The following is a 24,497-nucleotide window of genomic DNA, read 5'->3' as shown; positions in this document are numbered from 1 at the left end:
CCACCGGCTCGATCCCGGCAGCCGCCAGCGTGTCGGCGGCCCGCTCGGCGGCCTCGCCCGGCAGCCCCTCCCCCTGCCCGGTGAGCAGCAGCGCGGCCGCCGTGCCCGCCAGCGGGGAGCCGGTCCACACGATCCGCTCCGGCGGCTCCAGCCCGGCCTGTTCGTATGCCAGCCCAATGCCCGCCTCGGCCGCCTCGCGGTCCGCGGGGCCGGTCGCCGCGGCCACCGCCCGCCAGTCCACCGCCGTCGTCATCGTCATGGTCGTCACCCGTGTGGTCGGTGTCGTCGTCATACGTCCTCGTCCCCCGCTCTCAGTCCGCCACGACGCGCACGGCGCCCGGCACGTACTCCCGCTGACGCACCACCCGGTACCACCCCTTGGGCAGGGGTATCGCCGCGTGCTCCTCGTGCACCACCCGTCCGCCGTCGGGGAGATGGAGGTACGAGGCGCCGAACGGCCCCGACTCGCGCACCAGCGTGCCCGGTCCGACCACCGCGTGCGCGTGCCCGGTCACCTCGCCGAGCGCCAGCACCAGCCGCCCCCGCCCGTCCCGGGGCTGCCGCGGCAGCGTCTCGGTGCCCGGCGGCAGCGACTCCCGCGCCACCGGCACGATCAGGACGTCTCCCTGTCGGTACATGCCCTCCCCTTCCCCCGCGGCCCGCATCGCGACCGCAGCCGTCATCGGTCCACCGGTCGCCGCACGGCGGCCGGTCGATGGTCCTGACGGTACGCAGGGGGTCCGACAACGGCCGACCGACAACTCCCGCCGGGGCCGCTGTCGGTGGCGCTTGGTACAACTCTTCGCACGCCACCGGGAATCACGTACGCCCGATCGAACCCACCAGGAGAACCCGCGCCCATGTCCTACGCCGACAGCCTGACGGAACTGCACGGACTTCCGGTCTTCGACTTCCCGCGGCCCGACGAGGAGCCGCGGCTGCCCGAACCGGACGCCGCGGCCTGGCGCGTCTCCTACAACCCCTACCTCGAGTCGGGCGAGATCTTCGAAGAGCGCTTCGAGCGCTTCCTGTCCACGGTCGGCGCCTCCCGGGTGCGGGCGCTGATCATCGGTCAGTGGGGCGAGGTGTACGACAAGGACGCCGGGGTGATCGTCGATCTGCTGGTGGCCGCCAAGGACCGGCTGACCTCCCTCGAAGCGGTCTTCATCGGCGATCTGACGGCGGAGGACGCCGAGATCTCCTGGATCCAGCAGTCCGATGTGACCCCGGTCCTGGACGCCTACCCCGGGCTGCGGGAGCTGGGCATCCGCGGCGGCTCCGGCCTGCGGTTCCCCGCCGCCGAGCACCAGAATCTGCGCAGGCTCCGCTTCGAGACCGGCGGGCTGCCCGGCGAGGTGGTGCGGGGCGTGGCCGACAGCGAACTGCCCGCCCTGGAGTACCTGGAGATGTGGTTCGGCGTCGAGGACTACGGAGGCGATGCCACCGTCGGCGACCTCGCCCCGCTGCTGTCCGGCGGCCGCTTCCCCGCGCTGCGCCACCTCGGCCTCCAGAACAGCGAGATCCAGGACGAGATCGCCGCCGCCGTCGCCTCCGCGCCGGTCGTCGCCCAGCTCGCATCGCTCGACCTGTCCATGGGCGTGCTCACCGACGAGGGTGCGGCGGCGCTGCTCGACGGCCAGCCGCTCACCCACCTCCGGCGGCTCGACCTGGACCACAACTACTTCTCGGCGTCGATGGAGCAGCGGCTGCGCGACGCCCTGGAGCCGTCCGGGGTGGAGGTCGCGCTGTCCGAGAAGGGCGACGAGGACGAGTACGACGGCGAAGTGGACCGCTACACGGCCGTCGCCGAGTGAGGGCCGCCCGGCACCCGACCACAGACGTCAGGACATACGTGAGGAGCGTCCAGCCATGATCGGCCACTATCAGGAGTCCTTCGCCGGTCTGCCCGTCTGCGACTACACCAGCACGGACACCGGAGCCGATGCCGATGATCTGCCGCCCGCCGAATCCGCCGCCTGGCGGATCGCCACCAACTGGGACGACAGCCGCCCGTTCCCCGAGCTGTGGACGGCGTTCCTGGACACCGTGGCGGCCGACCGCGTCCGCGCGGTGATCATCGGCGACTGGTGGGGCGACGACGGCTACTCCGATGTGCGCCCGGTGCTCGACGCCCTGATCGCGTCCGCGGACCGGCTGCCCGCGCTGCGCGGGCTGTTCCTCGCCGACGTGATGTCCGAGCAGTGCCAGCTGTCCTGGCTCCGGATGGACGACGTGGCGCCCGTCCTGGAGGCGTACCCGCGGCTGGAGGAGTTCACGGTGCGCGGCTGCGGCTCGGGAGGGCTCGCCTTCCGGCCGGTGCGCCATGAGCGGCTGCGGGTGCTGCGGTTCGAGTCCGGCGGGCTGCCGGGCGAGGTCGTCCGCGCGGTGGGCGCGAGCGAGCTGCCCCGGCTGGAGCATCTGGCGCTGTGGCTGGGGGTGGAGCAGTACGGCGGCGATGCCACGGTCGCCGATCTCGCGCCGGTCCTCTCCGGTGCCCGCTTCCCCGCGCTGACCCATCTCGGGCTCCAGGACAGCGAGCTCCAGGACGAGATCGCCGCCGCCGTCGCCTCCGCACCGGTCGTGGCCCAGCTCGCCTCGCTCGACCTGTCCATGGGCACGCTCGGCGACGCGGGCGCCGAGGCCCTGCTCACCGGCCAGCCGCTGACCCATCTGCTGGCGCTCGACCTGCACCACCACTATCTGTCCGACGCGATGATGCGGCGGGTGTGCGACGCGCTGGAGCCGTCCGGCGTCGAGGTGAACGTGGCGGAGCAGGAGGAGCCGGACCGCTGGGACGACGACGATGACGGCGAGGAGGAGGAGTACCGCTATGTCGCCGTCTCCGAATAGCGTGCGGCTCGCGGTCGTCGGCAATCCCGGCCATCGCCGGGTGGAGATGTTCGCCGACGCCGCCCTGGCCGCCGGGCTGGCCGCGCCGCGGGTGCTGGCCTGGCGCGATGTGCTGTGCGGCGGTGCGGAGTTCGAGCCGGGCGAGATCGTGCGCATCGAGTCGCCCGGCGAGGACCACGAGGTGGACGAGCTGCTGCGGGGGGCCGGGGACCCGACCCGGGTCGAGGGCACCGCCCGCTGGTACGCCCGGTTCACCGACGCCGCACGGGCCGTCGCCAAGGCCGCGCACACGGCGGGCGCGACCCTGCTGGACGACCCCGGTGAGCTGGCCGTGCTGTTCGACAAGCGGCTGTCCCACGGGGTGCTGGACGCGGCGGGCGTCCCCGTGCCGTATTCGCCGACCTCCGGTCCGCAGGCGCCGCCGGTGCGCGGCTGGGACGATGTGCGGGCGGCGCTCGGCACGGGCGGCATGCACCGTGCGTTCGTCAAGCTCGCGCACGGCTCGTCCGCCTCCGGGGTGCTCGCGGTCGAGTACGCGGGGCCGGGCCGTATTCGCGCCACCACCTCGGTGGAGCGCGCGGAGGACGGTTCGCTCTTCAACTCGCTGCGGGTCCGGCGGTACGACACGGAGCGGGACGTCGCCGCGATCCTGGACACGCTCGCCCCGGACGGGCTGCACATCGAGCGCTGGCTGCCCAAGGCGTCCCAGGACAAGCGCGCCGCCGATCTGCGGGTGGTGGTGATCGACGGCCGGGCGACCCACGCCGTCGTGCGGACCAGCCGCTCCCCCATGACCAATCTCCATCTCGGGGGCGTGCGCGGCGACTTGGCCGCCGCCCGCGCGACCGCGGAGGCGGCCGGGGTGGCGTGGAGCACGGTGCTGGGCACGGCGGAGCGGGCGGCGGCCTGCTTCCCGGACACCCTGTGCGTCGGGGTGGATCTGCTGCCCGGCACCGGGTGGCGGCGGTTCGCCGTCGGCGAGGTCAACGCGTTCGGCGATCTGCTGCCCCGGCTGACCGGGCTGCCCGGCAGCGGCGCCGAGGGCCGGGACACGTACGCGGCGCAGATCGCCGCCGTGGTGCGCACGTACGGGGAGGGCCGCCACGATGCCGTCTGACCCCACGCTCTGCGAACCCGACATGAACGCGGTCGTGGGCAGCCACGATCTGCTGCTGGTCACCCTCGACACCCTGCGCTACGACGTCGCCGCCGAACTCGCGGCCGACGGCCGGATCCCGAACCTGACCGCCCGGATGCCGGGCGGGGCCTGGGAGGAGCGGCATGCGCCCGGCAGCTTCACCTACGCCTCCCACCAGGCCATGTTCGCGGGTTTTCTGCCCACCCCGGCCCGGCCGGGCCCGCACCCGCGGCTGTTCGCGGCACGCTTCGCGGGCAGCGAGACCACGGCCCGGGGCACGTACGTCTACGACACCCCGGACCTGGTGACCGGGCTCGCGGCGGCCGGGTACCGCACGGTGTGCATCGGCGGCGTCGGCTTCTTCACCAAGCGGGGCCCGCTGGGCTCGGTGCTGCCCGGCTACTTCCAGGAGAGCCACTGGGAGCCGGAGTTCGGCGTGCCCTCCTCCACCTCCTTCGAGGCGCAGGTCGCGTGCGCCGAGCAGGTGGCCCGGGACCTCGACCCGGACCGGCGGCTGTTCCTGTTCGTGAACGTGTCCGCGCTGCACCAGCCCAACTGGTTCCATCTGCCGGGCGCCAACCGCGACAGCGGTGACTCGCGCGCCTCCCACGCCGCCGCGCTGGAGTACGTCGACCGCCACATCGGCCGCCTCTTCACCGCGATGAGCGGCCGCGGTCCCGGCTTCGCGATCGTCTGCTCCGACCACGGCACGGCGTACGGCGACGACGGCTACACGGGCCACCGGCTCGGCCACGAGGCCGTCTGGACCGTGCCGTACACCCACTTCTTCCTTGGGACCCCATGACCATCACCACCACCGTCCGCCCGTACCAGTCGTACGTCTACGCCTATCCGCACAAGACCGCGTACCACGCGCTGCCGGACCGGCCCGCGCTGCGCGCACTGTGGGCGGACGAGCCGAAGGACGCGCTGTCGCTGTATCTGCACATCCCGTTCTGCGAGGTGCGCTGCGGCTTCTGCAATCTCTTCACCCGGATCGGCGCCCCGGACGGCCTGGCCACGGCCTATCTGGACGCGCTGGAGCGACAGGCGGACGCGGTGTCCGAGGCGCTGGGCGACGGCGCCCGGTTCGCCGCCGCGGCCTTCGGCGGCGGCACCCCGACGTTCCTGGAGGCGGCCGAGCTGGAGCGGCTGTGCGACATCGCCGAGAAGCGGATGGGCGCGGACCTGGCCGCCGTGCCGCTCTCCGTCGAGGCGTCCCCGGCCACCGCCACCGCCGACCGGCTCGCCGTGCTCGCCGCCCGCGGTACGACACGGCTGAGCCTGGGCGTGCAGAGCTTCGTGGACGCGGAGGCGCGTTCGGCGGTCCGGCCGCAGCGCCGGGCCGACGTCGAGGCGGCGCTGGCCCGGATCCGCGAGGCGGGCATCCCCGTCCTCAACATCGACCTGATCTACGGCATCGACGGCCAGAGCGAGCACAGTTGGCTGCGTTCCCTGGACGCGGCCCTCGCCTGGCGCCCCGAGGAGCTGTATCTCTACCCCCTCTACGTCCGCCCGCTGACCGGCCTCGGCCGCAAGGAGGCCGCCGAGACCGACCACGAGTGGGACGAGCGGCGGCTGCGGCTGTACCGGCTGGGCCGGGACCATCTGCTCGGACGCGGCTATGAGCAGGTCTCGATGCGCATGTTCCGCCGCGCGGACGCGCCCTCGACCGCGTCCGGGACCGGCGGCGGGGACTACGCCTGCCAGACGGACGGCATGATCGGCCTGGGCTGCGGCGCCCGCTCCTACACCTCCGGGCTGCACTACTCCTTCGACTACGCGGTCGACATGCGGGAGATACGCGGCATCATCGACGACTACGTCTCCCGGCCCGCGGCCGACTTCGGGCACGCCGAACACGGCCGGGCGATCACCGGAGAGGAGGCCCGCCGCCGCCATCTGCTCCAGTCCGTCCTCCAGGCCGAGGGCCTGGACGTGGCCGCGTACCGGGCGCGGTTCGCCGCCGACCCGGCCGAGGACTTCCCCGAGGAGCTGGCCCGGTTCGCCGCGCGCGGCTGGCTGGATCCGGCCGCGGAGCCCGGCCGGCTGAGACTGTCGGCGGAGGGACTGGCGCACTCCGACGCGCTCGGCCCCGAGCTGTTCTCGCCCGCCGTGCGCGCCGCGATGGCCGCGTACGAGGCGAAGTGATCGAGGGGGCCGCCACCGTGGACCTGACGATCCTGTACCGGGGCCCGCTGGCCTCCTGCGACTACGACTGTCCGTACTGCCCGTTCGCCAAGCGGCGCGACAGCCGGGAGGCGCTGCGCGCCGACCGGGCCGCGCTGGAGCGCTTCACGGCATGGGCCCGGGAGCAGTCGGGCGACCGGCTGTCGGTGTTGTTCACACCGTGGGGCGAGGGGCTGACGCGCTCCTGGTACCGCCGTGCGCTCACCGAGCTGAGCCGTCTTCCGCACATCGAGCGGGTGGCGATCCAGACCAATCTGAGCTGCCGCACCGACTGGACGGCCGAGGCCGACCGCGACACGCTCGCGCTGTGGTGCACGTACCACCCGGGCCAGACGCCGCGGGACCGGTTCCTGGCCAAGTGCCGGGAGCTGGCCGCGCGCAGGGTGCGCCACAGCGTGGGCATCGTCGGTCTCCCCGGCCATCTCGACCAGGCCCGCAGGCTGCGCGCCGAGCTGCCCGAGCAGGTCTATCTGTGGGTGAACGCGGCGGAGGGCCACACCTACACGGACGCCGAGGCCGCCGACTGGACGGCGCTCGACCCGCTCTTCGGCTACAGCCGCCATCCGCACCGGAGCGCCGGTCTGCCGTGCCGGACCGGCGCCTCGGTGATCTCGGTGGACGGTGACGGCACGGTGCGCCGCTGCCACTTCGTCCGCACGGAGCTGGGCAATCTGTACGACGGTTCGTACCGCGCGGCGCTGCGGCCCCGGGCCTGTCCGCTCGCCGTGTGCGACTGCCACATCGGCTACGTCCACCTGGAGTCGCTGCCGCTGTACGACGTGTTCGCGGGCGGGGTCCTGGAGCGGATCCCCGCCACGCTCACTCATCGGTCCTTGCGGCCCACCCCGCCGTAGACCCCGACGGACGCGAGCGCCCCGGCGTCCGGCGGCGGCCCGTCCGGGCGCCACAGCGGCGCCCGCACCAGCCCCGGGTCGAGCATCGTGAACCCGTCGAAGAACGGGACGATCTCGGCGTGGCCGCGCAGGCTCAGCCGGGCGGTGGACTTCCGGTACACCTCGTCGGCCACCCGGTCGGGGCCGTGGAAGTCCACGGTGCCGTGGCTGATCACCAGATGGCTGCCGGGGACCATCGGCTCGGTCAGGGTGGCGATGATCCCCGCCGGGTCCTCCGCGTCCGAGACGAAGTGGAGGACGGCGACCAGCAGCAGCGCCACGGGCTGAGAGAAGTCGATGCCGTCGCGCACCGCCGGATGCACCAGGATGTCGGCGGGTCTGCGCGCGTCGGCCGACGCGAAGTGCGTCCCGGGGGTGCTGGTCAGTTTGGCGTCCGCGTGCGCGGCGACGATCGGGTCGTTGTCGATGTACACGACCCGGGTGTCCGGGGCGATCTCCCGGGCCACTTCATGGGTGTTGGGCGAGGTCGGTATGCCCGTCCCGATGTCGATGATCTGCCGTACGCCGCTCGCCACCACCGTGCGGACGGCGCGCAGCAGGAACTGGCGGTTGGCGCGAGCACTGTCGAGGATGTCCGGGGACTGCTCGATGATGCGCTCGGCGGCCTCCCGGTCGATCTCGTAGTTGTCCTTTCCCCCCAGGTAGTAGTCGTACATCCGGGCCGGATGCGGTTTGCTGGTGTCGATGTCCTGGCCGGACACGAGCGATCCGGAGATCCGCGACGCGGATAATCTCTGGCCGGGTAATCGCTGTCCGGGTAATCGTCGGTCGGTCACACCATGTCCCCTTGTCTGTCCCCCTCGTTCCCCCTCGGTCGCGCGGGCGTCACAGGAGCAGGAAGTCGGCCTCGCCCGCCTTCGCCCCCTGGATGAAGCGCTTCATCTCCAGGTGGGTGTAGATCAGGGCCGGTCCGTCCGGGTCGGTCGACTGGCGCAGCGCCACCCGACCGTCCTTCAACCTCATCGCCTCGACGCAGCTTCCCCCATTGCCACCGCTCCACGGCTTGTGCCAGCCCTCGGAACCGAGGTCCCTGGCCGGCATGCCGCTGTAGACGCGGCTCCCGCATATGCGATCCATCGTTCAGATCTCCTTGCGAATGCCACTCAGAATGGCCTGAGTGGTCTGTGCAGGCGCGGCCTGCGCGCACATCCGGTCCAGGGCCTCCAGGAACGCCGAGACGTCATCGCGCTGGTCGAAGTAGGAGCCGCTCACGAGCGTCTCCGTATACGCGATGTCGGGCAGCTCCGGGATCGGGAACCGGAAGATATGGAAGGGGCCGTACATCGCCGGGTGCGGGCCGGCGTCGAACGGCATGACCTGCAATCTGATCTGGGGTGAGTCGGCGACCTCGATCAGCCGGCCGATCTGGGCCCGCATGGTCTCGGGCCCGCCGATGGGACGGCGCAGCACCGTCTCGTCCATCACCACCCACAGCATCGGCGGATCGGGGCGGCGCAACAGGGCCTGCCGCTCCATCCGCAGCGCGACGTTGCGCTCGATCTCGGTCTCGGGGGCGTGCGGCATGCCCGCGCGGAGCACCGCGCGGGAGTAGTCCTCGGTCTGGAGCAGGCCGGGGATGTAATGCGGCTCGTAGGCGCGGATGAGGTTGGCTTCCACCTCGAGGCTCACGAACGTGTTGAACCAGTCGGGCAGGACGTCCCGGAACCGGTGCCACCAGCCGTTCTTGTTGGCCTCCCTGGCAAGGGAGAGGAAGGCCTCGACTTCTTCGGGGTCGGTGACGCCGTACGTGCGCAGCAGCTTCTCGACGTACGGGAGCTTCAGGCCGACCTCGGCCTTCTCCATGCGCCGGATCGTGGCATGGGTGACGTCGAGCGCCCGCCCGGCCTGTTCGAAGGACAGCCCGGACTTCTCGCGAAGGTCCTGGAGTCGCTTGCCGAGCACGACCCGCAGGACGGTCGGGGCACCACCCGACCGCGCATCCGCCACTATCGTCCCCCTCCACTTACTGTCACAGCACAGCAGTCTGGCATGGGCTCAGCTTTCGGAACAGTCTGTCCTTGCGATTCTGTAATTTACAGACTGAACCTTGTCACAAGCGATCGTGACAGAGCATAGTGTGGGCGTGGCTCCTTCCTACGAGGCTCTCCGGTTAGGGCACAGCGGCTCGACGGTCGCTGCGTGCCTTCAGGACGCGTTTCGTCTCCCGGCGCTGAGCACGTCCGTCGCGGAGGCGAGAAGGCATGTCGTCCTGCGGCTGCGCTCGTGGGGTGTCGACCAGGACACCCGCGACAGCGCCGAATTGGTGGTTTCCGAGCTGTTCACCAACGCGGTCCGCCACACCTCCAGCGACGAGGTGCGCTGTTCCTTGCAGCTGATGGGGACCCGGCTGCGGCTCGAGGTGGCCGACCAGGGCTGCGCGCGCACGGTGCCGCAGGCGCGGTCGTCGGTGAGCGTGGATCAGGAAGGCGGACGCGGGCTGATGCTGGTGGAGGCCCTGTCCCAGGCATGGGGCGTACGGCCCCACACGGGCGGCGCGGGCCGCGCCGTATGGGCCTACCTGGCCTGAAGGCCCCAGCCTCGGGGCTCAGGGCCGCAGCGGCAGCAGATCCGGTCGCTTGGGCTCCACATGGTCCCCCGAGGACACCCCGCGCAGCCGCCGCCCGATCCAGGGCACCAGATACTCGCGCGCCCAGTGGATGTTGTCCCGGCGCACCTCGGCGGGGGTGCGCTGCCCCTCGTCCGGCCACGGCTGGTCGGGGTCGGCGGGCACCTCGAGACCGAGCACCTGACCGGCCCGCAGCGCGACCCGGGTGTGCCCGTCGGGCGACAGATGGAGCCGGTCGTCGTCCCAGGCCCGCCGGTCCTGCACCGAGCGCAGCGACCACAGGTCGAGCACCGGGCAGTCGTAGCGGTCGGCGATCGCCCGCACATGCGCCGTGTACGTGGCGATCTTGCCCCGCAGATGGCGGAGCACCGGAATCCCCCGGGTGTCGAAGCCGGTGCACAACAGCACGGTGGGCACCCGGGCGGTGAGGTCCGCGACGGCGGCCTCGTAGCGCCGGGCGACATCGTCGGGGTCACTTCCGGGCCGCAGGATGTCGTTGCCGCCCGCGCAGAAGGTGACCAGGTCGGGACCGAGGTCGATCGCCCGCGGCACCTGCTCCTCGACGATCGGGTCCAGGAGCCGGCCGCGCACGGCGAGGTTGGCGTAGCGGAATTCGTGTTCGGGCCGCCGGTCGGAGAGGAGCACGGCGAGCCGGTCGGCCCATCCGATGAAGACGCCGTCCGGGCCCGGGTCGCCGACGCCCTCGGTGAAACTGTCGCCGATGGCTGCGTACGACCCGATCACTTCACTCTTGAGTCTTTGCGAATCGTCTGCCACATCCGGACATCATTCACCCCGACACGTGACCTACGCCACCGTAACCCGCCCTTGACCAGGGGTGAGTTATCCCACCTAGTCAGTTCGGCGGAGGTGGAATACGGCGGCGTCCAGGTCACCGCGCAGCCCGGTGCGCAGACCGTGATGGGCGAGCACCGCGCCCCGGCGGACGGTCCCGGTGGCCAGGTCCTCGTACGCGGCGGCCGGGTCCAGGCCGCGCAGCCGCACCCGGGGCTGGGGTTCGCCGTAGCTCTGCCCGTGCAGCCACGCCAGCACCACGCTTTCCTCGCCGCGTACGTACTGCACGGCGCTGAGCCCGCCGTCGCCGGGCGGCCGCAGCCGGTACTGCTCACCGTGCTGGACGACGGGCCGGATCCGCTTGTAGAGCGCCACCCAGTCGCGGGCCTCGGTGAGTTCGGCCTCGCTCCACTTCGTCAGGTCACCGCCCACGCCCAGCACCCCGGCCATGGCGCTGATGAAGCGGAAGCCGAGCCCGCTGGTGCGCTGGTTGCCCATCACGTTCGGGCTGTCGGTGACCCAGGCGGCCATCACCCGGGCCGGGTGCAGCTGGCTGAAGCCGTGCTGGATGGCGAGGCGATCCAGCGGGTCGGTGTTGTCCGAGGTCCACACCTGGTCGGTGAGGCCGAGGATGCCCAGGTCGATCCGGCCGCCACCGCCCGAACAGGACTCGAAGGCGACACCGGGGTGAGCGGCGCGCAGCCGCCCCAGCAGGTCGTACAGCCCCCGGACGTGCTCGATGCCGAGCCGCTGCGGATACGGGTCGCCGGGCCAGCCGGGGTCGGTGAAGGAGCGGTTGAAGTCCCACTTCACATAGTCGATGGGGGCGCTGCTCAGCAGGGTGTCCAGCCGCTCCCACAGATACGCGCGGACGTCCGTCCGGGCGAGGTTGAGCACCAGCTGGTTGCGGAACTCGGTGCGGGTGCGGCCGGGGTGGTGCTGCACCCAGTCGGGGTGGGCGCGGTAGAGGTCGCTGTCGGCGTTGACCATCTCCGGTTCGACCCAGATGCCGAACCGCATGCCCAAGCCGTGCACCTCGTCGGCGAGGGGCTTCAGCCCGTGCGGGAAGCGGTCCGGGTTGGGGGTCCAGTCGCCGAGCCCGGCCCGGTCGCTGGTGCGGGACCCGAACCAGCCGTCGTCCACGACGAACAGCTCGACGCCGAGCCCGGCGGCGAGCCGGGCGAGGGAGCGCTGCTGCTCCTCGCTCACCTCGAACTCGGTGGCCTCCCAGGAGTTGTAGAGGACCGGCCGCTCCCGGTCGGCGCCGGGGACGACGTGGGCGAGCTGCCAGGCGTGCCATCCGCGGCTCGCGGCCCCGAAGCCGCCGTCGGTCCACAGGCCCGCGAAGACCGGGGTGGTGAAGGACTCGCCGGGCGCGAGGAGCAGCAGCCCCGCCTCGTCGTGTCCGACGCCACCGACGGTCTGCACGCTGCCGTCGGCGAGCCGCTGGACGGCGATCCGCCAGGACCCGGACCAGGCGAGCGCGCAGCTGTGCACCTCGCCGCTCTCCTCGGTGGCCGTGCCGTCGTCGATCGCGATCCAGGGCAGATGCTGATGGCTGGTGTGGCCGCGGCGGCTGCCGATGACCTTCTCGCCGGGGGTGAGGTCGGTGCGGGCGAGTCGGCTCTCGGCGGCCCACCGCCCGTACAGATGGCTCAGCCGCCGCCGTTCGCCGACCGGCAGCGACCAGGCGGCGGAGTCGGCGCGCAGCAGTTCCAGCGGGGCGTCGCCCGGGGCGCCGGTGTGAGTGAGGGTAGCCCAGCGCTCGATGACGTCGCCGTCGTCCCGCATCCGGTAGTGGAGGGTGATGTCGAGGTGGTGGAGCGGGTCGTGGAAGCGCAGCCGCAGCTCGTCGCCGTCGGCGGTGCTGACGGTGCTCTCTTCGAAGCGCCACTCGGTGCCCCGTACGCCCGCCCCGCGGACGGACAGGGCGGGGCGCACGAAGCGCGGGCCGCCCTCTACCGGGTACTCCTCGCGCCCGTCCAGCGGTGATTCGAACCCTCGCTCAGCGGGCAGAGGTTCGGCGGCGAGGGCCTCGGCGTCCGGAACCGTGAGGCGCGGACCCCAGTGGAGATGGAGCAAGGTGTCCTCGTCGGTGAGGTGCAGGGCGTAGCTGCTGTGTCGCCCCGAGAGCAGCCAGAGCCGACCGTTTCCGCCGATTTCAATCATCACACGTCCCCAATTCCCCACAGGTCCCAACATCATCGGTCAGGGTTTCCCGGACGGCAATGGCCCCCGCTCGCGATCCGCAGAACTGATTGCAGCAGGAACGCAATGTCGTATGGTCAGCAGAGCCCGCCTCGTCGACGAGCGGCGCGGCGGCCGATCGTGAGGAGCGCCCGTGACGCAGCCGTCGCCGCAGGTCCCGCAGGCCGAACCCGAACTGGTGGGGGTACGGAACTTCCGTGACGTCGGCGGGCTGCCGACCGCCGACGGCCGGCGCGTACGGCCCGGTGTGCTCTTCCGCAGCGGCCACCTCGCCCATGCCACCGACAGCGACGCGGCCTTCCTCGACTCGCTCGGCCTGCACACCGTCTTCGACTTCCGCAACGCGGCCGACATCAAGCTGGAGGGCCCGGACGTCTCCCTCACCGGCGTGCGGAACGTGAACCTCCCGCTGTCCGACCCGGCCGACGGCGCCGGGTTCTGGACCATGGTGCGCGAGGGCGACCTCAACACCCTGCGCGAGCTGCTGGACGACGGGCGCGCCGAGCGGCGGATGATCAACGCGTACCGGGCCATCATCACCAGCCGCATCGTCGAGCACGGCCGGGTGCTCAGCGCCATGGCGGAGGACAGCTCCCCCGTGCTGATGCACTGTTCCGCGGGCAAGGACCGGGCCGGTCTGTCGGTCGCGGTGACCCTGCTCGCGCTCGGGGTCGACCGGGAGGCCATCGAGGCCGACTACCTGGAGTCGGCCGCCGCCCACCGCCGCTACAAGATCTGGCGCAAGGGCAACCCCGCGGACGGATCCGACCCCATGTCCCCGGAGGTGCTGGCCCTGCTGAGCCCGCTCTTCGACGCACGCTCCACCTATCTGGCGGCGGCGTTCGAGACGATAGAGGAGACCTGGGGCACCACCGAGCGCTATCTCACCGAGGGCCTGGGGCTGACCGCCCCGCAGCGCGAGCGGCTGCGGGACCGGATGCTCACCGGCTGACGGCCCGCTTCCGTCAGCGAAGGCCCGGCCGCCCCCAAGGGGTGTCGGCCTCGGGCTCGGTGACCCACCCCGCCGTCAGCACCAGACCGCTGGCCCGGTGCACGGCCAGGAAGCCGAACGGGCGGTCGTACGTCACCGAGATCCGCTTCGCCGTCCGCTGCGGCGGGCCCCCGCCCGGGGCCAGGGCCATCGCGGTCACGGCCGCCGCCCAGAACCCCTCGGCGCTGAACGACGCCGTCATGGACTGCTGACCGGAGGAGATCGCCAGCGCGCTGGGGCTGATGCCCGGGAAGTGGCCGCGGGAGGTGTCCTGCGCGGTGCGCAGCCCGAACAGCTCCGCGTGCCGCAGCAGATCGTGCCGGGCGTTCACGGTGAACTGCGGGGTGGTGAGGCCGACCGACGGGGTGTCGTCCCAGCTCGCGACCTCCGTGACCGTGACGCCGGGCCCCGCCTCGCCGAACGGCAGCGCCGAGCCTCCCCACCCCGGGTACGCCCCGGCCACCGCGCCGATCCCGGCCTCCAGCACCTCGCCGCCCGGTGTGCCCTCGCCGCCGAGGACCAGGTGGACGTCGAGTCCGTTGTCGCCCGCGACCCCGGACAGGGTGAGCGGACCGGCCGGGCTCTCGGGGACCACGCGCAGCACCCCGTCGAGGTCGTCCGTCGTCCGCCGGAGACCGGCCAGCGACCGGCCCTGCCACGGCCCGTCCTTCGGTGTCAGCATCCCCGGCTGGAAGGGCTGCTGCCAAGCCGTCTTCACCATGAGCGCCCCGGCCAGCACCAGCTGCGTGACGGGCGTCAGCGGCACCGGCATCTCGGCGATCGCGCCCCCGGTGTGCCGGGACGCCCACGCGTCCAGCTCCTTGCCGTCGCGCTCGGTGTCGCCGGTCAGCACCCCGCGCACGCCCTGCGGAAGCTCCGCCTCCCATTCGGGCCGCACCGGCAGGTCGTGACGGGTCCACAGTCCGGTGGCCGCCGCCACGCCGTCCATCGCGTCCATCGCCCCGACGATCTCGCGGCCGAGCGCCGTGGCACCGTCCGCACCGACGCCGAGCGCAGCCTCCAGCTCGCCGCGCGCCGGGCCACCGGCCGCGCCCGCGAGCAGGGCGAGCAGCGGCCAGGCCCCGGCGCCGGTGAGGACGGTGGACTCCTCGCCGCTCACGGCGGCCCGCGCCCATCGTCCGGTCAGCGCGTTGACGGCCCCCACGGCGGTCGCGTCGGTCATCGCCGGTCCCCTCCTCGTCAGCGGTTGGCCACCGCCTGCTTGACGAGGGTCCGGCCGAACTCCCACATCAGACCGCCGCCCCCGTGTGCGTCATCCATGACCGCCGTGAACGCGTCGACGAAGCGGTCCACTTCCCGCTCGCCGATGATCAACGGCGGAATCAGCTTAATGACCTCCAGATGGTCGCCGGAGACCTGGGTGAGGATGCGATGGCGCTGGAGCAGCGGGGCAACGACCATCTGCGCGAACAGGCCCTTCCGCGCGGTCTGGAGCATCGCCCAGCGGCTGCGCAGCCCGAGCGAGTCCGGCTTGCCGAACTCGATGCCGATCATCAGCCCGCGGCCGCGTACGTCGTGCAGCAGCTCGTACCGGTCGATGAGCGCGGTGAGCCGGTCGCGCAGCAGCTCGCCGGTGCGGCGGGCGTTGGCGACGATCTGCTCGTCCTCCATGACGGCGAGGACGGCGAGCCCCGCCGCCATGGCCTGCGCGTTGGCCCCGAAGCTGGCGGAGTGCACCAGCACCCGGTCCATGGAGGAGTAGACCCGTTTGAAGATCCAGTCCTTGCCGAGGGTCGCGCCGACGGGGACGTAGCCACCGGAGAGGGCCTTGGCCACGCACACCAGGTCCGGTTCGACGCCGTCCTCGTGGGCGTAGGCGAAGAAGTCCCCGGTGCGGCCGAGTCCCGTCTGCACCTCGTCGGCGATCAGCAGCGCCTTGTGGCGGTGCAGCAGCTCCTGCGCGGCGCGCAGGAAGCCCGGCGGAGCCTCGTGCACCCCCTTGCCCTGGATCGGTTCGACGACGAACCCGGCGACGTCCCCGCGCTTCAGCTCCCGCTCCAGCGCGCCCAGGTCGCCCATCGCGATCGCGGTGTCGGGCAGCAGCGGGGCGAAGCCGTCACGGAAGCCGTCCTCGCCGTTGACCGACAGCGAGCCGGTGGTGAGCCCGTGGAAGGCGTGCTCGCAGTAGAGGACGCGCGGCTTGCGGGTCGCGTAGCGGGCGAACTTGAGCGCGGTCTCGACGGCCTCCGTACCGCTGTTGCCGAAGAAGACCCGGTCCAGGTGCGGGGCGTGGCCGAGCAGCTTCTCGGCGAGCAGCCCGGGCAGCGGCTGGCAGTCGAAGCGGGTCAGATCGGCGAGCGAGGCGTCCAGGACGTCGTGCAGCGCCTTGCGGACGACGGGGTGGTGGCGGCCCAGGCCCATCACCCCGAAACCGGCGAGCATGTCCAGGTAGTCCTGGCCCTCGTCGTCCCAGAAGTACGCGCCCTCGGCCCGCTCGTAGACCTTGTCGAAACCGATGGTGTGCAGCATCCGCGGCAGTTGGTGGTTGAGGTACCGGGCGTGCAGGTCGTAGCGCTCGGACCCGCGCCCGGCCAGGAGCTTGCCCAGGTCGAAACCCGAGCGCTGCTCGGCTGCTGTCATGCGTCCCTCTCCTTGGCGGCGGCCTCCCCGGTGGCAGTGCGCGCATCGGCGCGGGCGAGGGCCGCACCGATGTGGCCCGCTATCTCGGCGGGGGTGAGTCCGATGTCGGCGAGTACTTCGCCGCGCTTGGCGTGCGGCAGGAACGCCTCGGGGATGCCGAAGGTGCGCAGCGGCAGGTCGACCCCGGCGTCCCGCAGCGCCTGGCCGATCGCCGCGCCCACCCCGGCGCTGCGCACGTTGTCCTCGACGACGGCCACCGCGCGGTGGCGGGCCGCGAGCGCGGGCAGTTCGGGGTCCACGGGCTTGACCCAGCGCGGGTCGACCACCGTGCAGCCGATGCCGCGCTCGGCCAGCAGCCCGGCGGCACGCAGCCCGACCGGCGCCATGACCCCGGCCACCACGAGCAGGACGTCGTCGCCGCGGCACAGCACGTCCATCCCGCCGATCCGCGCAAGCGCCGGGACGGGCTGCCCCACCGACTCCTTGGGGAAGCGGACGACGGTCGGCGCGTCGTCCACGTCGATGGCCTCCCTCAGCTGGGCGCGCAGCTGGTCCGCGTCGCGCGGGGCGGCGATCCGCAGGCCCGGCACCACCTGGAGGACGGACATGTCCCACATGCCGTTGTGGCTGGGCCCGTCGGTGCCGGTCACCCCGGCCCGGTCGAGGACGAACGTCACCCCGCACCGGTGCAGGGCCACGTCCATCAGCAGCTGGTCGAAGGCGCGGTTGAGGAACGTCGCGTAGACGGCGACGACCGGGTGCAGCCCACCGGTGGCGAGCCCGGCCGCCGACACGGCCGCGTGCTGCTCGGCGATGCCGACGTCCCACACCCGGTCCGGGTACACCTCGGCGAAGCCCGCGAGGCCCACCGGGTCGAGCATCGCGGCGGTGAGCGCCACCACATCGGGCCGCTCGGCCCCGATCCGCACCATCTCCTCGCCGAACACCGACGTCCACGACCGGCCGCCGGAGGGGATGAGGGGGGCGCAGGTGAGCGGGTCCATCGCGGCGACGGTGTGGAAGCGGTCGGCCTCGTCCTCCAGGGCGGGCCGGTAGCCCCGCCCCTTCTCGGTGAGGCAGTGCACCAGGACGGGCCCGTGGAACCGCTTGGCGCGGCGCAGCGCCCCCTCGACGGCGTCCATGTCGTGCCCGTCGATCGGGCCCACGTACTTCAGCCCCAGGTCCTCGAACATGCCCTGCGGCGCGAAGGTCTCCTTGAACCCCTTCTTGGCGCCGTGCAGCGATCCGTACAGCGGCTGGCCGACGACGGGGGTGCGCTGGAGGACGTCCTTGCCCCAGGCGAGGAAGCGTTCGTAGCCGTCGGTGGTGCGGAGGGTGGCGAGGTGGCCGGCGAGGCCGCCGATGGTGGGGGCGTAGGAGCGTTCGTTGTCGTTGACGACGATGATCAGCGGGCGGTCGCGGGCGGCGGCGATGTTGTTGAGCGCCTCCCAGGCCATGCCGCCGGTGAGCGCGCCGTCGCCGATGACCGCGACCACGTGGTCGGTGCGGCCGCGGATCTCGTTGGCCTTGGCGAGGCCGTCGGCCCAGCCCAGCACGGTGGAGGCGTGGCTGTTCTCGATGACGTCGTGCTCGGACTCGGCGCGCGACGGATAACCGGAGAGCCCGCCCTTCCCGCGGAGCTTGGAGAAGTCCTGGCGGCCGGTGAGCAGCTTGTGGACGTAACTCTGGTGGCCGGTGTCCCACAGGATGCGGTCGGCGGGCGAGTCGAAGACGCGGTGCAGGGCTATGGACAGCTCGACGACGCCCAGGTTGGGGCCCAGGTGGCCGCCGGTCCTGGCGACCGCGGTGATCAGGAACTCCCGGACCTCCTGGGCGAGCGCGGTACGTTCCTCCCCGGTCAGCGCCTTGAGGTCGTGCGGGCCCCGGATGTTCTCCAGTAGCGGCATGCTCGGTTCCCCTCCTCGGGTGTCAGCCCACGGCGCTCTCGCGGGCCGCGCGCAGCGACTCCTTGAGCGAGCCCATGGTGGCCAGGACGGCGGTGGGCTCGTAGCCGCAGTGGGCCATGCAGTTGTCGCAGCGCGGGTCCTTGCCCCGGCCGTACTTGTCCCAGTCGGTCTCCTCGATCAGCTGGCGGTAGGTGGGGACGTAACCGTCGCTCATCAGGTAGCAGGGGCGCTGCCAGCCGAAGAGCGAGTAGTTGGGGATGCCCCAGGCGGTGCACGGGAAGTCGGTCCTGCCCTCCAGGAAGTCCAGGAAGAGCGGGCTGTGGTTGAGCCGCCAGCGCCTGCGGTTGCCGCCCGCGAACGCCTTCCGGAACAGCTCGCGGGTCTGCTCCACCCCCAGGAAGTGCTCCTGGTCGGGCGCCTTCTCGTAGGCGTAGGCGGGCGAGATCATCATCTCGTCCACCTTGAGGTCGTCATTGAGGAAGTCGAGCACCTCGACGACGGTCTGCGGGGTGTCGGTATTGAAGAAGGTGGAATTGGTGGTGACCCGGAAACCACGCCGCTTGGCCTCCCTGATCGCCTCCACCGCCTCGTCGAACACCCCCTCCTTCGCCACCGACGCGTCATGGCGCTCGCGCAGCCCGTCGATGTGCACGGCGAACGCGAAATACGGGGAAGGGGTGAAGTTGTCCATCTTCTTCCGCAGCAGCATCGCGTTGGTGCACAGGAAGACGTACTTCTTCCGCCGCACCAGCTGCCGGACGATCTCGTCGATCTGCGGATGCATCAGGGGCTCACCGCCCGCGATGGACACCATCGGGGCGCCCGACTCCAGCACCGCGCCGACCGCCTGCGCCACCGGCATGCGCTGCTTGAGCACCCCCGCCGGATGCTGGATCTTGCCGCAGCCCTCGCACTTGAGATTGCAGGCGAACAGCGGCTCCAACTCCACGATCAGCGGGAACTTGTCCCGCCGCTTGAGCACCTTCTGGTCAAAGAGATACGTCGCGACCCGGATGGTCTGGCGGAGCGGCATGGCCATCTAGCTCATCTCCTGAGAGGAAAGAGGAACGGTGCCAGTCATAGAAAGCGGGAAGAACAGTTCGTAGTACCCGGAAAGCCGATATTCCACCGCGCAGCGTCCCGATGCGGACCAGCTCATGTTCAGGAGCGTCCACGATCACCCGGACGGCCGCAACCGGGCGTGCCCCACCGCGCACCGCGCTGCGCAGGGTGGCGGCGGATTCCATGTCCACCGCGATGGCCCCGGTGGCGTGCAGTTCGGCCCGCTCCGCACCCCGCACCACATGGTTGGATCCGGCGACGGGCCCGATGTGGACGGTGCGGGTACGCCCGGCGCCGCCGCGGGCCCGCCGGGCGTGGCGGGCCAGCGCCTCGGCGAGGATCCGGCTGCCGTGGCACGGGGTGCGACCGGACGGGTCGCGGGTCTCGTCGGCCACCACCAGGTCCCCCGGGTGCATCCCCGGCGCCAGCCCGGCGCAGAAACCGGTGGCGACGACGGCGGTACGGACGCCCCGGCCCGGCCCCTCGGCCAGCGCACGGCTCACCGCCCGCTCGGCCGCCTGCGGTCCCATGCCGGTGCGCAGCACCGTCACCGGCCCGGCGGCGGCCCCGGAACCGGCCGCGCCGAGACCGGCCCCCCGCAGCGCGAACCGCTCGATGCCGAGCGCGCAGGCGATCAGCAGCGGGGCAGCGCCGGTGTCCGGGGCCGGTCCGGAGGCCATCAGGTCCTCCGCGGCCGCGCCCCGGTGGCCTCACCGCTCACATAGCGCCCGAGCGCGGTGAGCGGGAAGACCAGCCGGTACAGGTGGTAGTTGATGGAGAAGTCCCAGGGGAACCCGGTCCCGGTGAAGTACGGCTCGTCCCAGGAGCCGTCCTGGTCCTGGGTGGCCGCGAGCCAGCCGACCGCGCGCTCGACCGCCTTGCTCTCCCGCTCCCCCGCCGCCAGCAGCGCCAGCAGCGCCCACGCGGTCTGGGAGGCGGTGGAGGTCCCGTGGCCGATCCACTCGGGGTCGGGGTACGAGCGCTGGTCCTCGCCCCAGCCGCCGTCCTCGTTCTGCACGCTCTCCAGCCAGCGCACGGCCCGCCGGATGGCCGGGTGGGAGGCCGGGATCCCGGCGGCGACCAGGGCGGGGACGACGGAGCCGGTCCCGTACACATAGTTGGTGCCCCAGCGGCCGAACCAGGCGCCGCTGGGCTCCTGCTCGGCCAGCAGCCAGGCGACGGCGCGCCGGGTGCGCGGGTCGCGGGCGCCGCCCTCGTGGGCCAGCATCTCCACGACATGGGCGGTGACGTCGGCCGACGGCGGGTCGATGACCTCGCCGAAGTCGCAGAACGGCAGCCGGTTGGGCAGCGGGCTGGTGTTGTCGACGTCGAACGCGCCCCACGCCCCGTTCCGGGACTGCATGCCCAGCGTCCAGCGCACCCCGCGCCGCACGGCCGCCGCGATCCGCTCCGGGTCGGGGTGGTCGACGCGGCGCAGCGCGAGGATGACCTCGGCGGTGTCGTCGATGTCGGGGTAGTTGTCGTTGTCGAACTCGAACGCCCAGCCGCCGGGGGCGAGCCGGGGCCGCTTGACCGACCAGTCGCCGGGCCGGTCGATCTGCTCGGCGAGCATCCAGTCGGCGCTCTTGACCAGGGCGGGGTGGTCGGGGGCGAGTCCGGCGTCGGCGAGCGCGATGACGGCCAGGCAGGTGTCCCAGACCGGGGACTGACAGGCCTCGATCATGCGGCTGCCGTCCTCGCGCCACACGGCGAAGCGGTCCAGCGACTCCAGTCCGGCGCGCATCACCGGGTGGTCGAGGTCGTAGCCGAGGAGGTGGAGCGCGATCACGGAGTAGACGGCGGGCGGCTGGATGCCTCCCCAGCAGCCGTCGTTCTCCTGCCGCTCCACGATCCAGCGGGCGCAGGAGCGCAGCGCGGCCCGGCGCAGCGGGCGCAGCGCCACCTTGCGGTAGAGGTGCAGGGCCCGGTCCAGCCGCTGGAAGGCGCCGTCCCAGGAGGCGAGGGGGGCGGCGGGGCGCGGCGGATGGGGTCTTCGCGGGTCGGCGTGCAGCTCGTCGAGGAGGAACGGGGCGGGGCGCACCGGGCGCTTCGCGGAGACGATGGTGAGCGGCACGATGGTCTGCCGCGCCCAGCAGCCGAAGTCGTACAGGTTGAGCGGCAGCCACGACGGGAAGTAGATGATCTCCGGTGGCAGTTCGGGCAGGTCCTCCCAGCGCCACCAGCCGAAGAGCGCCAGCCAGATGCGGGTGAAGACGCGGCTGCTCGCGACGCCCCCGTTGTTCCGCACCCAGGCCGAGGCGGCCGCCATGTGGGGTGCGTCGGGCGCGTCACCGGCCAGCCGGAGGGCGACGTACGCCTCGATGGTGGCGGACAGCTCCGGCGGGCCGCCGTGGAAGGTGGCCCAGGTGCCGTCAGCGGCCTGCTGCGACCGGATGTAGCGGCCTGCGGCGTCGAGCACGTCGGGGTTCTGGATGCCGAGGAAGTGCCGGAGCATCAGGTCCTCGGCGTCCATGGTGACGTTGGTCTCCAGGTCGCCTTTCCACCAGCCCTGCTCGTCCTGGCGGGAGAGCAGGTGCTGGACCGCGCGGGCCGTCGCCTTGCGGGCGAGCACTAACGTCTCGGACTCGGATGACTCGGACGGTTGGACGGTTGTCGCTGTCATGGCTTCCCCTCTGCAGTGTGATCTGCCGTCGTTGGGGCCTCCGTCGGCCGGCACCGGGCTGGTGCCGGCCGGCGACTGCGAGCCTGGTCCTTCTCCTACGGGCCTAGGCGCGGTCAGTGATTGATCATCGCTCCCGGACGACGACGAAGTCCGCGAGCGCCACGAACTGGTCTCGTACCTCGCCGGGCATGTCCACCTCGTCGAGGGCTTCGATGGCCGTCGCGTACTGCCGTCGGGCCTCCGCCGAGGTCCAGTCCCGGCCGCCCGCCTCCTCGATCAGCGCGGCGCGGGTGGCGAACTCCTCCTCGCTGAAGTCGGCGAACTCGTCCTCCGGCTTGTTCGCGTCGGCCGCGAGGATCTGGGCCAGGTCCTCGGAGGCCCGGCCCCCGGCGGCCAGGGCGGCGACCACCGGCAGCGACTTCTTGCGCTGCCGCAGATCGCTCCAGGTCTGCTTGCCGGTCGAGACCGGGTCGCCCCAGATGCCGAGCACGTCGTCCACGGCCTGGAAGGCGAGCCCCAGGTGGTAGCCGTACCGCTCCAGGGTGTCGGCGGTGCGGTCGTCGGCGCCGCCGAGCACGGCACCGATGGAGGCGGCGCAGGCGAGCAGGGCGCCCGTCTTGTTGCCCTCCATCTCCAGGCACTCCTCGACGGTGACCCGCTCCCGGTGCTCGTAGGAGATGTCCTGCGCCTGGCCGTCGATCAGCTTGCGGGTCGCGGAGGTGAGCCGCCGGGTGGCCCGGCCCGCCTCCACGGTGCCCAGCTCCAGCAGTATTTCCCCGGCGAGGGCGAAGAGCGCGTCCCCGACCAGGATCGCCTGGGCCGGTCCGTGCACCTTCCACACCGTGTCGCGGTGACGGCGCTGCTCGTCACCGTCCATCAGGTCGTCGTGCAGCAGCGAGAAGTTGTGCACCAGCTCGACCGCGACCGCGCCGGGCACCCCGACCTCCGGGTCCGCACCGGCCGCCTGCGCGGACAGCAGCGCGAGGGCCGGGCGCACGGCCTTGCCGCCGTCGCCCGCGGCGGGCCGGCCGTCGGCGTCGATCCAGCCGAAGTGGTAGGCGGCGACGGTGTCCATGGGCGGGGCCAGCCGGTCCACCGCCGCGCGCAGCACCGGCGTGGCAAGCGTACGGCCGCGCTCCAGCAGCGCGATGACGCCTGCGAAGTCGACAGCTGGGGTCGCCGGGGTCACGGTCTCTCCTCTGGTTTCTGTGGTGGTGCTCATGCCGCCTCCTTGGGCGTCCCCCCGCCGACGGCGGGAAGCGGAATCACATGTGGGCGGCCGGTTTCTGAGAGGGCGGCACGGGCCGCGGTGAGCCCGCTGCGCACGGCGCCTTCCATGGTCGCGGGCCAGCCGGTGGCGGTCCACGCACCGGCCAGATAGAGGCCGGGCGCGTTGGTGGGGGCGTTCGGCCGCAGCCGGCCGACGCCGGGGGCCGGGGCGAACGTCGCGGTGCGCTCCCGGGTGACGAAGAAGTCCCGTACCCGCGCGCCGCGGGCGGCCGGAAGCAGCCGCTCCAGCTCCGGCAGATAGCGGGCGCGCAGCTCGGCGACCGGACGGTCGATGTCGTCCCTCGCGGCGGACTGCGACACCGCCAGGTACTGGCTGTCCCCGGCCCCCGGCGCGTCCCGCAGCCCCGAGGCGTCGGTGCGGTCGAAGACCCACTGGACGGGACTGCCGAGCGCGGCGAAGAACGGGCGGCGCAGCACGGTGCGGTCGTAGACGACGTGCAGGTTGAGGATGGGCGCGGTGCCGATCCGCAGCAGCCGGTCCGGGTCGTCGAGGGCGCCGTCGGGCAGCAGGGCGTGGGCGTCCCGCTGCGGTACGGCGAGGACCACGGTGTCCACCGGCTCGTGGAGCGGGCCGCGGTCGGTGTGCGCGGTCCAGCGGCCCCCGTCGGCGGTGACGGCGGACACCCGGGTGCGCAGCTCGGTCGTCACGCCCGCCGCGTCCAGGGCGGCGCGGGCGAGGGTGTCGTGCAGCTCGCCGAGCGGGGCGCGGGCCCAGCCGATGTCGGCGGCGCCCGCCTCGGAGAGCAGCCCGGTCTTGAAGACCATCGCGGCCAGGCCCAGCGAGGCGTCCCGGGCGGTGGCGTTGAGGGTGGCCACGCCCACCAGGTCCCACAGCGCCTCGACGGCGCGCGGCGACTGGCCGTGGCGGCGCAGCCAGCCCGCGAAGTCCTCCGCGTCCAGCGCCGGGTCCAGCGGGTCGAGCCGCCCCAGGGCGAGCGCGGCGCGGCCCACCAGGGCGCGCTCGGCGAGCGAGAGGTGCGGGTAGGTGGCGAGGCTCGCGGCCAGGTGCAGCGGCACCGGGAGGTTGGTGCGGCGCAGGCGTCCGAGCCGCCGTCCGGGCCGCGCGGCGGCGTCCACGACGGGTACGTCCAGCCGGCCCTGGAGCGGGGCGAGCCGGGCGGCGCCGATCCGGTCCAGGAACCACTGGTACGCGGTGCAGCAGCGCAGGTGGACGTGCTGGCCGTTGTCGACGGTCAGCTCACCGGCCGGTGAGGGGCGGCGGAACGAGAAGGCGAGCCCGCCGAGCCGGGGGCGCCCTTCGACCAGCGTGACGCGCGCCCCGGCGTCGGCGAGCGCGAGCGCCGCGGTGGTCCCGGCGAGCCCCCCGCCGATGACGAGCGCGGCCGCCCCCTCGGGGCGGCC

At 72.6% G+C, this 24,497-nt stretch carries 22 protein-coding genes and 1 pseudogene; 8 read left to right on the top strand and 15 right to left on the bottom strand.

The genetic code is table 11. From position 1 onward, the window contains the following. Positions 1 to 292 (bottom strand): annotated as a pseudogene (locus EEJ42_RS45875) (DUF6745 domain-containing protein); the annotation flags it as partial. 19 nt (positions 293 to 311) lie between these two features. Continuing rightward, positions 312 to 638: a hypothetical protein gene (locus tag EEJ42_RS45870; RefSeq protein WP_123108065.1), complete on the bottom strand. Its 327-nt coding sequence runs from the start codon at positions 636 to 638 to the stop codon at positions 312 to 314. Between the two features lie 222 nt (positions 639 to 860). Between EEJ42_RS45870 and EEJ42_RS45865 the strand changes: the two genes are divergently transcribed. Genes EEJ42_RS45865 through EEJ42_RS45840 form a run of 6 tightly spaced genes read left to right on the top strand, consistent with a single transcriptional unit; the run spans position 861 to position 7,032 of the window. After that, positions 861 to 1,814: an STM4015 family protein gene (locus EEJ42_RS45865; protein WP_123108064.1), complete on the top strand. Its 954-nt coding sequence runs from the start codon at positions 861 to 863 to the stop codon at positions 1,812 to 1,814. Positions 1,815 to 1,869: 55 nt separating this feature from the next. After that, complete coding sequence (locus tag EEJ42_RS45860; protein WP_184503589.1) at positions 1,870 to 2,850, top strand: STM4015 family protein; 981 nt, start codon at positions 1,870 to 1,872, stop codon at positions 2,848 to 2,850. Next, positions 2,831 to 3,967: an STM4014 family protein gene (locus EEJ42_RS45855; RefSeq protein WP_123108063.1), complete on the top strand. Its 1,137-nt coding sequence runs from the start codon at positions 2,831 to 2,833 to the stop codon at positions 3,965 to 3,967. The genes EEJ42_RS45860 and EEJ42_RS45855 overlap by 20 nt, the downstream gene beginning before the upstream one ends. A gap of 22 nt (positions 3,968 to 3,989) precedes the next feature. Then, positions 3,990 to 4,793, top strand: a complete 804-nt coding sequence (locus EEJ42_RS45850; RefSeq protein WP_184503590.1) for an STM4013/SEN3800 family hydrolase — start codon at positions 3,990 to 3,992, stop codon at positions 4,791 to 4,793. Next, on the top strand, positions 4,790 to 6,139 hold the full coding sequence (locus tag EEJ42_RS45845) for an STM4012 family radical SAM protein (RefSeq protein ID WP_123108061.1): 1,350 nt from the start codon (positions 4,790 to 4,792) through the stop codon (positions 6,137 to 6,139). The genes EEJ42_RS45850 and EEJ42_RS45845 overlap by 4 nt, the downstream gene beginning before the upstream one ends. Before the next feature lie 17 nt (positions 6,140 to 6,156). After that, positions 6,157 to 7,032 carry an STM4011 family radical SAM protein gene (locus EEJ42_RS45840; protein WP_123108068.1) on the top strand — a complete coding sequence of 292 codons (876 nt, stop codon included), beginning with the start codon at positions 6,157 to 6,159 and terminating at the stop codon, positions 7,030 to 7,032. On the opposite strand, the gene EEJ42_RS45835 is transcribed toward EEJ42_RS45840, so the two are convergent. The 3 genes from EEJ42_RS45835 to EEJ42_RS45825 all read right to left on the bottom strand — a co-directional run bounded on the left by EEJ42_RS45835 (position 7,002) and on the right by EEJ42_RS45825 (position 9,039). After that, positions 7,002 to 7,748, bottom strand: coding sequence for an SAM-dependent methyltransferase (locus EEJ42_RS45835; protein ID WP_123108067.1), 747 nt, complete (start codon positions 7,746 to 7,748; stop codon positions 7,002 to 7,004). The two genes, EEJ42_RS45840 and EEJ42_RS45835, sit on opposite strands and share 31 nt — an antisense overlap. Positions 7,749 to 7,917: 169 nt before the next feature. Beyond that, complete coding sequence (locus tag EEJ42_RS45830) at positions 7,918 to 8,169, bottom strand: DUF397 domain-containing protein (RefSeq protein WP_123108060.1); 252 nt, start codon at positions 8,167 to 8,169, stop codon at positions 7,918 to 7,920. Between the two features lie 3 nt (positions 8,170 to 8,172). Continuing rightward, positions 8,173 to 9,039, bottom strand: a complete 867-nt coding sequence (locus EEJ42_RS45825; RefSeq protein ID WP_123108059.1) for a helix-turn-helix domain-containing protein — start codon at positions 9,037 to 9,039, stop codon at positions 8,173 to 8,175. A 136-nt stretch (positions 9,040 to 9,175) separates the two neighbouring features. Here EEJ42_RS45825 and EEJ42_RS45820 point away from each other — a divergent pair, with 136 nt between their 5' ends. After that, positions 9,176 to 9,619: an ATP-binding protein gene (locus EEJ42_RS45820; RefSeq protein ID WP_234364982.1), complete on the top strand. Its 444-nt coding sequence runs from the start codon at positions 9,176 to 9,178 to the stop codon at positions 9,617 to 9,619. Positions 9,620 to 9,637: 18 nt separating this feature from the next. Here EEJ42_RS45820 and EEJ42_RS45815 read toward each other — a convergent pair whose 3' ends face one another. Together EEJ42_RS45815 and EEJ42_RS45810 are read right to left on the bottom strand one after the other, a co-directional pair. After that, on the bottom strand, positions 9,638 to 10,435 hold the full coding sequence (locus EEJ42_RS45815) for an SGNH/GDSL hydrolase family protein (protein WP_123108057.1): 798 nt from the start codon (positions 10,433 to 10,435) through the stop codon (positions 9,638 to 9,640). 75 nt (positions 10,436 to 10,510) lie between these two features. Next, positions 10,511 to 12,622 (bottom strand): alpha-galactosidase, encoded by a 2,112-nt coding sequence (locus EEJ42_RS45810; RefSeq protein WP_123108056.1) that lies wholly within the window; start codon positions 12,620 to 12,622, stop codon positions 10,511 to 10,513. Positions 12,623 to 12,794: 172 nt separating this feature from the next. Here EEJ42_RS45810 and EEJ42_RS45805 point away from each other — a divergent pair, with 172 nt between their 5' ends. Beyond that, complete coding sequence (locus EEJ42_RS45805; protein WP_123108055.1) at positions 12,795 to 13,613, top strand: tyrosine-protein phosphatase; 819 nt, start codon at positions 12,795 to 12,797, stop codon at positions 13,611 to 13,613. A gap of 13 nt (positions 13,614 to 13,626) precedes the next feature. On the opposite strand, the gene EEJ42_RS45800 is transcribed toward EEJ42_RS45805, so the two are convergent. The 8 genes from EEJ42_RS45800 to hpnE form a co-directional block, all read right to left on the bottom strand. After that, positions 13,627 to 14,835, bottom strand: coding sequence for a serpin family protein (locus EEJ42_RS45800; RefSeq protein WP_184503588.1), 1,209 nt, complete (start codon positions 14,833 to 14,835; stop codon positions 13,627 to 13,629). A 17-nt stretch (positions 14,836 to 14,852) separates the two neighbouring features. Continuing rightward, the gene (locus EEJ42_RS45795; RefSeq protein ID WP_123108053.1) at positions 14,853 to 16,253 is read right to left on the bottom strand and encodes an aspartate aminotransferase family protein; all 1,401 of its coding nucleotides are present in this window, start codon (positions 16,251 to 16,253) and stop codon (positions 14,853 to 14,855) included. Continuing rightward, complete coding sequence (gene dxs, locus EEJ42_RS45790) at positions 16,250 to 18,160, bottom strand: 1-deoxy-D-xylulose-5-phosphate synthase (RefSeq protein WP_123108052.1); 1,911 nt, start codon at positions 18,158 to 18,160, stop codon at positions 16,250 to 16,252. Before dxs ends, EEJ42_RS45795 begins: the two co-directional genes overlap by 4 nt. Before the next feature lie 22 nt (positions 18,161 to 18,182). Then, a complete protein-coding gene (hpnH, locus tag EEJ42_RS45785) occupies positions 18,183 to 19,199 on the bottom strand; it encodes an adenosyl-hopene transferase HpnH (RefSeq protein WP_123108051.1) in 1,017 nt (338 codons plus the stop codon). Then, positions 19,150 to 19,902: a phosphorylase family protein gene (locus tag EEJ42_RS45780; RefSeq protein WP_123108050.1), complete on the bottom strand. Its 753-nt coding sequence runs from the start codon at positions 19,900 to 19,902 to the stop codon at positions 19,150 to 19,152. Before EEJ42_RS45780 ends, hpnH begins: the two co-directional genes overlap by 50 nt. Then, a complete protein-coding gene (gene shc / locus EEJ42_RS45775; protein ID WP_123108049.1) occupies positions 19,902 to 21,845 on the bottom strand; it encodes a squalene--hopene cyclase in 1,944 nt (647 codons plus the stop codon). The genes EEJ42_RS45780 and shc overlap by 1 nt, the downstream gene beginning before the upstream one ends. Positions 21,846 to 21,969: 124 nt before the next feature. After that, complete coding sequence (locus tag EEJ42_RS45770) at positions 21,970 to 23,067, bottom strand: polyprenyl synthetase family protein (protein WP_123108048.1); 1,098 nt, start codon at positions 23,065 to 23,067, stop codon at positions 21,970 to 21,972. Beyond that, a partial coding sequence (hpnE, locus tag EEJ42_RS45765) for a hydroxysqualene dehydroxylase HpnE (protein WP_246097861.1) occupies positions 23,064 to 24,497 on the bottom strand: 1,434 nt, incomplete at its 5' end. The genes hpnE and EEJ42_RS45770, both read right to left, overlap by 4 nt.

Origin of the sequence: Streptomyces botrytidirepellens (assembly GCF_003721215.1) — a bacterium.
Classification (GTDB): Bacteria; Actinomycetota; Actinomycetes; order Streptomycetales; family Streptomycetaceae; genus Streptomyces; species Streptomyces himastatinicus.
The sequence above is the reverse complement of the archived record's forward strand: the minus strand, read 5'-3'. Positions and strand labels throughout refer to the sequence as shown.

Coding starts and splice junctions, on each gene's coding strand:
- EEJ42_RS45870 (WP_123108065.1), bottom strand. CDS start 638: ATGTACCGACAGGGAGACGTCCTGATCGTGCCGGTGGCGCGGGAGTCG.
- EEJ42_RS45865 (WP_123108064.1), top strand. CDS start 861: ATGTCCTACGCCGACAGCCTGACGGAACTGCACGGACTTCCGGTCTTC.
- EEJ42_RS45860 (WP_184503589.1), top strand. CDS start 1,870: ATGATCGGCCACTATCAGGAGTCCTTCGCCGGTCTGCCCGTCTGCGAC.
- EEJ42_RS45855 (WP_123108063.1), top strand. CDS start 2,831: ATGTCGCCGTCTCCGAATAGCGTGCGGCTCGCGGTCGTCGGCAATCCC.
- EEJ42_RS45850 (WP_184503590.1), top strand. CDS start 3,990: ATGAACGCGGTCGTGGGCAGCCACGATCTGCTGCTGGTCACCCTCGAC.
- EEJ42_RS45845 (WP_123108061.1), top strand. CDS start 4,790: ATGACCATCACCACCACCGTCCGCCCGTACCAGTCGTACGTCTACGCC.
- EEJ42_RS45835 (WP_123108067.1), bottom strand. CDS start 7,748: ATGTACGACTACTACCTGGGGGGAAAGGACAACTACGAGATCGACCGG.
- EEJ42_RS45830 (WP_123108060.1), bottom strand. CDS start 8,169: ATGGATCGCATATGCGGGAGCCGCGTCTACAGCGGCATGCCGGCCAGG.
- EEJ42_RS45810 (WP_123108056.1), bottom strand. CDS start 12,622: ATGATTGAAATCGGCGGAAACGGTCGGCTCTGGCTGCTCTCGGGGCGA.
- EEJ42_RS45800 (WP_184503588.1), bottom strand. CDS start 14,835: ATGACCGACGCGACCGCCGTGGGGGCCGTCAACGCGCTGACCGGACGA.
- EEJ42_RS45795 (WP_123108053.1), bottom strand. CDS start 16,253: ATGACAGCAGCCGAGCAGCGCTCGGGTTTCGACCTGGGCAAGCTCCTG.
- dxs (WP_123108052.1), bottom strand. CDS start 18,160: ATGCCGCTACTGGAGAACATCCGGGGCCCGCACGACCTCAAGGCGCTG.
- hpnH (WP_123108051.1), bottom strand. CDS start 19,199: ATGGCCATGCCGCTCCGCCAGACCATCCGGGTCGCGACGTATCTCTTT.
- EEJ42_RS45780 (WP_123108050.1), bottom strand. CDS start 19,902: ATGGCCTCCGGACCGGCCCCGGACACCGGCGCTGCCCCGCTGCTGATC.
- shc (WP_123108049.1), bottom strand. CDS start 21,845: ATGACAGCGACAACCGTCCAACCGTCCGAGTCATCCGAGTCCGAGACG.
- EEJ42_RS45770 (WP_123108048.1), bottom strand. CDS start 23,067: ATGAGCACCACCACAGAAACCAGAGGAGAGACCGTGACCCCGGCGACC.